Genomic DNA, 6,126 nt, shown 5'->3' on the forward strand with positions numbered 1-6,126 from the left:
TAGTCGCCTTAGCCCCCCACTTACCTGAAGTGTTACCAGAAGCTTTAGATTGCGCTAGAGGGATTAAGTCTGAATACTTCCGAGCCGATGTTTTAGTCGCCTTAGCCCCCCACTTACCTGAAGTGTTACCAGAAGCTTTAGATTGCGCTAGAGGGATTAAGTCTGAATACTTCCGAGCCGATGTTTTAGTCGCCTTAGCCCCCCACTTACCTGAAGTGTTACCAGAAGCTTTAGATTGCGCTAGAGGGATTAAGTCTGAATACTTCCGAGCCGATGTTTTAGTCGCCTTAGCCCCCCACTTACCTGAAGTGTTACCAGAAGCTTTAGATTGCGCCACAGGGATTGACCATGAATACTACCGAGCCAGAGCCTTAGTGGCCTTAGTCCCCCACTTCCCCGATGTGTTACCCCAAGCCTTAGATTGCGCCAGAGGACTTTCCGATGAAGACTCCCGAGCCGATGCCTTAGTGGCCTTAGCCCCCCACTTAACCGATGTTTTGTTACCCCAAGCCTTAGATTGCGTCAGAGGGATTTCCGATGAAAGATACCGAGCATTAGCCTTAGGAGCCTTAGCCCCCCACTTCCCCGATGTGTTACCCCAAGCCTTAGATTGCGCCAGAGGGATTTCCGATGAAAAATACCGAGCATTAGCCTTAGGAGCCTTAGCCCTCCACTTACCGGATGTGTTACCGGAAGCCTTAGATTGCGCCACAGGGATTTCCGATGAATCCTCCCGAGCCGATGCCTTAGTAGCCTTAGCTCCCCACTTACCGGATGTGTTGTTAACCCAAGCCTTAGATTGCGCCAGAGGGATTAAGTCTGAATACCACCGAGCCAAAGCCTTAGTGGCCTTAGTCCCCCACTTAAGCGATCTGTTACTGGAAGCCTTAGATTGCGCCAGAGGGATTTCCGATCAAGACTCCCGAGCCAGAGCCTTAGTGGCCTTAGTCCCCCACTTAAGCGATCTGTTACCGGAAGCCTTAGATTGCGCCAGAGGGATTTCCGATCAATTATTCCGAACCAATGCCTTACAGGAATTAATTAAGATATTCACTCCTTCGTCCGTTGATTTTCCTTTTTGGCAACAAATTCTTGATAGTTTAGCTAGTCTAAGCCGTCCCTATTTTCTTCAAGCTCTTCCTGACTTAGCTCCTTTAATCATCGAGCTTGGGGGTGTTGAAGCCCTAAGAGAAACGGTGGCGGGGGTTGAAGATGTTAGTCGATGGTGGAAATAGGGAATCGGGAATCGGGAATCGGGAATCGGGAATCGGGAAGAGATAAGAGTTAATCAAGGATAGAGGAATTATTATTAGCTTTACTGGGTGTGAAGTGAACCAGTTTTAGGATTCAGTTGATGGCTGTGCCATGGGGAAGAATTGCGCTAAGATAATGTTAGCTTAATCATGGGCAAGTTTCGTTTTGCTAACTCAGCTAGACTAGATATAGCGCTACGCGCAAGTCAGAAGTTAGAAGTCAGAAGTCAAAAGTAAACTAGACTCACGTTTCGGAGTTTAGGAATGTCCCAATCTGAATGCGTAGTGCTATAGCGTTTATCGCAGTTATGAAGTACGCTTTTCAACCTCAAAGTCCCCCTTATTAAGGGGGATTTAGGGGGATAATAGGTACCTTATGGGATATAGAGTTCCTATAGCTAAGCTCAATCAATAATAATCAACACTCTGATCTCATCAAAACAATACTATCTATGGAAAACGTCAATCAAATCACTTTAAATTTACCCACAGATTTGCTGAAAACTACAGAAGAACTAATTCAGACAGGACTAGTAAAGAATCTTGAGGAATTAGTTGTATTAGCGTTACATCATGAAATTGTTAAACTTAAACAATTACAGCAACATAATCAACAGCTACCAGAAAATAGCAATGGTGTAGATGATCCCATTTGGGGACTCGGAGAGAATCCAGTTGTAGGTGGAGTCAGTGATGCTTCTACATCTATTGATCAGTATTTATATAACTATTAATAATGAATTGCTTGTTTTTAGACACAAGCTATATACTTTTTTTACTCTTTAATTATACCGTGATTTTTGAAGAAATTAATAAAGGTAAATCTTTACCTCTAGCTTGGTAATCTTCTACCAAAAGCTCTAACACGTCTTTAGCATTTTTGAGAGCCTCTTCGTAGCTGCTGCCATGAGTATGAGCATAGGGACCAAATTCTGGCAAACTAGCAATGTAGGTTTGGTCTTGCTCTGACCATTGAATTAAGATACTATAGTGGTTTTTCATCTCTATTTATTTCTGTAAATTATCTAAGTCTCTGAGTATATTTTTAACAGCTTTTTCTTGGTATCTATTAGCGTCTTCTCCATCTTTGCCAGAGATAGTCAGACTATAGTTTAATAAAGGATGACTCCAAACTGTGTGACTGCCTTTACCTGAACGATAAGAGAAACCTGCTTTTTTTAGCATTGATTTTAGTTCTCTGATTTTCTTGGGCATTTAATTATTTTGGAAAAGTTATAGCGCTACGCGCAAGTCAGAAGGATTGAGGTAAACACTATCAGAAAAATATTTTTGCAAGAGGTCTAATCATTATTAGCTATATAGCTTAGAGCCTTCTGGGCGAAAACTATCAAGAATTTGTTTGAATTTCTCTAAATCTTCCTGTCGAATTTTAGCTTCTTCTTGTGTGATTTCCTCTTCAAGGCGTTTTCTTAGCCATGCCAGAGCAGGTTGATTGAGTTTAATTTGTTCTTCGACAGTTTTCCCTCTATGTCTTAAGTAGGGACCAAAATGACTTTGAGTATTCTTTGCCATAGATTTTAACACCTTGTTTACTTCATGGTTTACTTAATTTAGTATAGCGCTTATCAATGCCCTTGCGGTTACGCTGGATTTGGTGCAGCAGGGGTTCAATAGCAGCAGTGAAGGGTTGACGAGGTAGATCGATATGCGATCGCACAAGGGTACAGTCAAATTCCGCCAAGATATCTTCGATGGGTTTAGGGAAGGTTAAAATATTGGCTAAAGCTGTAAGGCTGTCCAGTTTTGAGAATGCGGCGACGGTTCATTTGTAGAGTAACTTAACTACTATAATTTTACAGTATTTTTCAATGGGGTAAACTATAAAGTTATGGGTTTTAGGGAATCGGGAGTCGGGAATCGGGAGTAGGGAGTAGGGAGTAGGGAGTAGGGAAGAGATAAGAGTTAATCAACGATAGAGGAATTATGATTAGCCTGACTGGGTGTGGCGTGGATGGGTGTTATAATGCAGTTGAAGTTTCTGATAAAATTAAAGTAACTGTTGATAATCGACTAATTACTTATCAGTGTAGCTATGAGTGTAGTTATCCCTGACGATATTGTCCAAGCTAGCCAAATGACTGAGGGTGAGTTCAAACTTGAAATTGCCCTGATGCTGTATAAGCAAGACAAAATTAGCAGTGGCAAAGTCCGTGCCTGGACGGGGTTAACCGTGATTGAATTTCAGCATGAACTTGCCAAGCGCGGTTTAGATTTGAATTATGATGTTGCTGATTTTGAAGCAGACCTTAAAACCCTACAATCGATGATTTTGCTGTGATTATTATTAGCTGATTAGGTTTTAGGGAATCGACAGTCGAGAATGGAGAAGAGCCATGAAATATAGCATTTTAATTCAATGGTCAGAGGAAGATAACTCTTATGTGGCTAGTTTACCCGAATGGGGTAACTATGCTCGTACCCACGGTGACACCTATGAGGAAGCTCTTGAGAATGCTAAGGAAGTTTTAGAGGATTTGGTATACGCCTATAGCCAAGTTAATAAAGAGTTACCAACTCCAAAGATACTAGAGGTAGCCTGAAATTAGCCTAAAAGTAAGTATTCAGGTATTAGCTGAATGCTTACACTCCCTAAAAACTTAGAACTTTATACCTAACTGAATTGCAAACCGCTGTAATTAAACTGTTGTTATTTGTGAATAATTTAATAAAGGTAACTCTTTACCTCTAGCTTGGTAATCTTCTACTAAAAGCTCTAACACTTCTTATAAGGAATCAGCTGACGGCTGACGGCTGACGGCTGACGGCTTATGTTACATCTTCATACAAAGCCTCAAGACTAGTTCTAAAATCCACAGTTTCTAGATGAATCTCACTGCCCGGATAATAAAATTGCAATGTCCAAACTCCCTCGGAATTCCGGCGAAAGCAGTCTAGGCGTTTACGATTTTGGCTAATTAAAACATATTCCACCAAGGTTTCTAACTGTTGATAGTCAGAAAATTTGTCACCCCGGTCAAAGGCTTCAGTCTTGGGAGATAAAACTTCTACAATTAAACAAGGATATTTTTTATAATTAGCCAATTCTCGGTCTCTGGCATCGCAAGTCACCATAACATCAGGATAATAATAACTATTGGATGCTTCAACATAAGTTTTCATATCTGCCATATAAACCCGACAGCCAGTGCCCCTGACATGATTTCTTAAGGCTGAAGCCAGGTTAAGGGCAATAGTAAGATGAGCATCACTCGCGCCAGCCATGGCATAGACTTCTCCATCACTATACTCGTGTTTGATGGCACTATCTTCTTCGTAGGATAGATACTCTTCTTTGGAAATGTAATTGGGGCTTTTATCAGCAATCATGACAGTTTCAAGAGAGTGACTCTATTAGTATAGAATAAAGGGAATCGGCAAGAGGCAAGAGGCAAGAGGCAAGAGGCAAGAGGCAAGAGGCAAGAGGCAAGAGGTAAAAAATCCTGTGTACCTCATAACGGTGATAAACGCTATAAAACTCTCAAATTCCCCCAAGCGAGGGATTGCTCGCTTGGGGAATTTATGGGGCTTTTCCAAAACCATACAATCGCGCATTCATACTTCAATTCAGCAACGAAAACAAATACCAATTGAAGTCTGGTGGGCAAAGTAATCTAATCTAAACGACTCAAAAATAACCAAACTTTCTTTGCCCACCCTACAAGCTCTCTTCCCGATTCCCGACTCCCGATTCCCGATTCCCGATTCCCGATTCCCTAATTAAAAACCACTATAATTAATTAACCGTTTCAATTCATAATCCCAACTAAAATTTCCAGCAACTCGGTTAGCTCTTCTGGGACGATGTAGCGCTTGGGGTCTTGTTGTATAGAACGTTCTTGGCGATTAAAAGTACCGAAACGCCAGTCTTCTCCGGTGGTTACAATGCCATACAAAATTCTCTGGTCAGACTGGAGCCACTGATCAAGGGCAACCAACTCCACCGCCAGTTGAGTGAAGCCCCTTACCAGATCAGATTGTTTGGCTTCGATCACAATCAGGTTATGGTTGGCAATGTAATAATCTAAGGTTCCCCGCAGGTGTTCGCTAACGGCGATGGAATATTCAATGTAAATTCGGTGATTAGTTAGATCGACTACTTCAAACAGAATTGGTGCGATCAGGGCTTCCCGACGGGCAGTTTCGTTGATCAGCTCAATGCGCTTGCGGTTACGCTCGATTTGGTGCAGCAGGGGTTCAATAGCAGCAGTGAAGGGTTGACGAGGTAGATCGATATGCGATCGCACAAGGGTACAGTCAAATTCCGCCAAGATATCTTCGATGGGTTTAGGGAAGATCAAAATATTGATTGAAGGTATACGACTCTCCAGTTTTAAGAATGCGGCGGCGGTTCATTTGTGGTTAGTCTTCATTTGTTTGTCTTGACGCTCTTGAGCAATTTCCTGCTTAATCTCCTGCACAAGCTCGATAATTTTATCCCTTGAATCATACCCCGATTCTGTCAACGCCTGCTTTAATCCCTCTTGCAACTGTTTAGCTGACAGGAGTGGTTGCTGTTGATAGTTACTGACTTGTTGCCAAAACTTATTGACCTCCCCATCTGTTTCGTCAAACAGAATAATTACTCGTACTGGCTTAGGGGGAGTACCTTCAATTGGGTAGTCTAAGGATAATTGACCTGATGGAGCGATTTTTCCACTAGCAGTAATTGCTTTGAGCATAACTCTTTGTGGAGGAGTAGTAAGTTAACTACTATAATTTTACAGTATTTTTCAATTGGGGAAATTGGAAAGTTTGGGGTTTTAGGGTGTGTCTTATTGCCTCGGAGATCCCCCATTATCCCAGGGCTATTTCATTCTAAAAAGTGCCAAAATATGCTTAAGCCCAAATTGGC

General features: G+C 41.9%; 11 protein-coding genes and 1 pseudogene. 4 read left to right on the forward strand and 8 right to left on the reverse strand.

The window, feature by feature from the left end:
- Both BJP37_RS20350 and BJP37_RS20355 read left to right on the forward strand, forming a co-directional pair.
- Nucleotides 1-1,235 (forward strand): annotated as a pseudogene (locus BJP37_RS20350) (NB-ARC domain-containing protein); the annotation flags it as partial.
- A 470-nt stretch (nucleotides 1,236-1,705) separates the two neighbouring features.
- Nucleotides 1,706-1,987 carry a hypothetical protein gene (locus BJP37_RS20355; protein WP_075901492.1) on the forward strand — a complete coding sequence of 94 codons (282 nt, stop codon included), beginning with the start codon at nucleotides 1,706-1,708 and terminating at the stop codon, nucleotides 1,985-1,987.
- Nucleotides 1,988-2,039: 52 nt separating this feature from the next.
- Here BJP37_RS20355 and BJP37_RS20360 read toward each other — a convergent pair whose 3' ends face one another.
- The 4 genes from BJP37_RS20360 to BJP37_RS39660 form a co-directional block, all read right to left on the reverse strand.
- Nucleotides 2,040-2,255: a type II toxin-antitoxin system HicB family antitoxin gene (locus BJP37_RS20360; protein ID WP_075901494.1), complete on the reverse strand. Its 216-nt coding sequence runs from the start codon at nucleotides 2,253-2,255 to the stop codon at nucleotides 2,040-2,042.
- Between the two features lie 6 nt (nucleotides 2,256-2,261).
- Nucleotides 2,262-2,468 (reverse strand): type II toxin-antitoxin system HicA family toxin, encoded by a 207-nt coding sequence (locus tag BJP37_RS20365; protein WP_075901496.1) that lies wholly within the window; start codon nucleotides 2,466-2,468, stop codon nucleotides 2,262-2,264.
- 96 nt (nucleotides 2,469-2,564) lie between these two features.
- Entirely contained in the window at nucleotides 2,565-2,786 is a 222-nt protein-coding gene (locus tag BJP37_RS20370; RefSeq protein WP_075901498.1) for a hypothetical protein, read from the reverse strand.
- 22 nt (nucleotides 2,787-2,808) lie between these two features.
- Entirely contained in the window at nucleotides 2,809-2,955 is a 147-nt protein-coding gene (locus tag BJP37_RS39660; RefSeq protein ID WP_158069686.1) for a hypothetical protein, read from the reverse strand.
- Nucleotides 2,956-3,306: 351 nt separating this feature from the next.
- Here BJP37_RS39660 and BJP37_RS20375 point away from each other — a divergent pair, with 351 nt between their 5' ends.
- Nucleotides 3,307-3,552 (forward strand): UPF0175 family protein, encoded by a 246-nt coding sequence (locus tag BJP37_RS20375; RefSeq protein WP_075898398.1) that lies wholly within the window; start codon nucleotides 3,307-3,309, stop codon nucleotides 3,550-3,552.
- A gap of 55 nt (nucleotides 3,553-3,607) precedes the next feature.
- Complete coding sequence (locus BJP37_RS20380) at nucleotides 3,608-3,814, forward strand: type II toxin-antitoxin system HicB family antitoxin (protein WP_075898394.1); 207 nt, start codon at nucleotides 3,608-3,610, stop codon at nucleotides 3,812-3,814.
- A 226-nt stretch (nucleotides 3,815-4,040) separates the two neighbouring features.
- Here the strand turns inward: BJP37_RS20380 and BJP37_RS20385 are convergent, their stop codons facing one another.
- The 4 genes from BJP37_RS20385 to BJP37_RS20395 form a co-directional block, all read right to left on the reverse strand.
- On the reverse strand, nucleotides 4,041-4,601 hold the full coding sequence (locus BJP37_RS20385) for a Uma2 family endonuclease (protein WP_075898396.1): 561 nt from the start codon (nucleotides 4,599-4,601) through the stop codon (nucleotides 4,041-4,043).
- A gap of 24 nt (nucleotides 4,602-4,625) precedes the next feature.
- A complete protein-coding gene (locus BJP37_RS37030; RefSeq protein WP_143727544.1) occupies nucleotides 4,626-4,826 on the reverse strand; it encodes a hypothetical protein in 201 nt (66 codons plus the stop codon).
- Nucleotides 4,827-5,020: 194 nt separating this feature from the next.
- Nucleotides 5,021-5,572, reverse strand: coding sequence for a hypothetical protein (locus tag BJP37_RS20390; RefSeq protein WP_229415386.1), 552 nt, complete (start codon nucleotides 5,570-5,572; stop codon nucleotides 5,021-5,023).
- A 51-nt stretch (nucleotides 5,573-5,623) separates the two neighbouring features.
- Nucleotides 5,624-5,953 carry a hypothetical protein gene (locus BJP37_RS20395; protein ID WP_075901500.1) on the reverse strand — a complete coding sequence of 110 codons (330 nt, stop codon included), beginning with the start codon at nucleotides 5,951-5,953 and terminating at the stop codon, nucleotides 5,624-5,626.
- Nucleotides 5,954-6,126 lie beyond the last annotated feature (173 nt).

This window comes from Moorena bouillonii PNG (assembly GCF_001942495.1).
In the GTDB taxonomy this organism is placed as follows: Bacteria; Cyanobacteriota; Cyanobacteriia; order Cyanobacteriales; family Coleofasciculaceae; genus Moorena; species Moorena bouillonii.

Excerpts from the sequence above, each read along its gene's own strand:
- BJP37_RS20395 (WP_075901500.1), bottom strand. The coding sequence starts at position 5,953 with ATGCTCAAAGCAATTACTGCTAGTGGAAAAATCGCTCCATCAGGTCAA.
- BJP37_RS20380 (WP_075898394.1), top strand. The coding sequence starts at position 3,608 with ATGAAATATAGCATTTTAATTCAATGGTCAGAGGAAGATAACTCTTAT.
- BJP37_RS20375 (WP_075898398.1), top strand. The coding sequence starts at position 3,307 with ATGAGTGTAGTTATCCCTGACGATATTGTCCAAGCTAGCCAAATGACT.
- BJP37_RS20365 (WP_075901496.1), bottom strand. The coding sequence starts at position 2,468 with ATGCCCAAGAAAATCAGAGAACTAAAATCAATGCTAAAAAAAGCAGGT.
- BJP37_RS20360 (WP_075901494.1), bottom strand. The coding sequence starts at position 2,255 with ATGAAAAACCACTATAGTATCTTAATTCAATGGTCAGAGCAAGACCAA.
- BJP37_RS37030 (WP_143727544.1), bottom strand. The coding sequence starts at position 4,826 with ATGCGCGATTGTATGGTTTTGGAAAAGCCCCATAAATTCCCCAAGCGA.
- BJP37_RS20355 (WP_075901492.1), top strand. The coding sequence starts at position 1,706 with ATGGAAAACGTCAATCAAATCACTTTAAATTTACCCACAGATTTGCTG.
- BJP37_RS20385 (WP_075898396.1), bottom strand. The coding sequence starts at position 4,601 with ATGATTGCTGATAAAAGCCCCAATTACATTTCCAAAGAAGAGTATCTA.
- BJP37_RS20370 (WP_075901498.1), bottom strand. The coding sequence starts at position 2,786 with ATGGCAAAGAATACTCAAAGTCATTTTGGTCCCTACTTAAGACATAGA.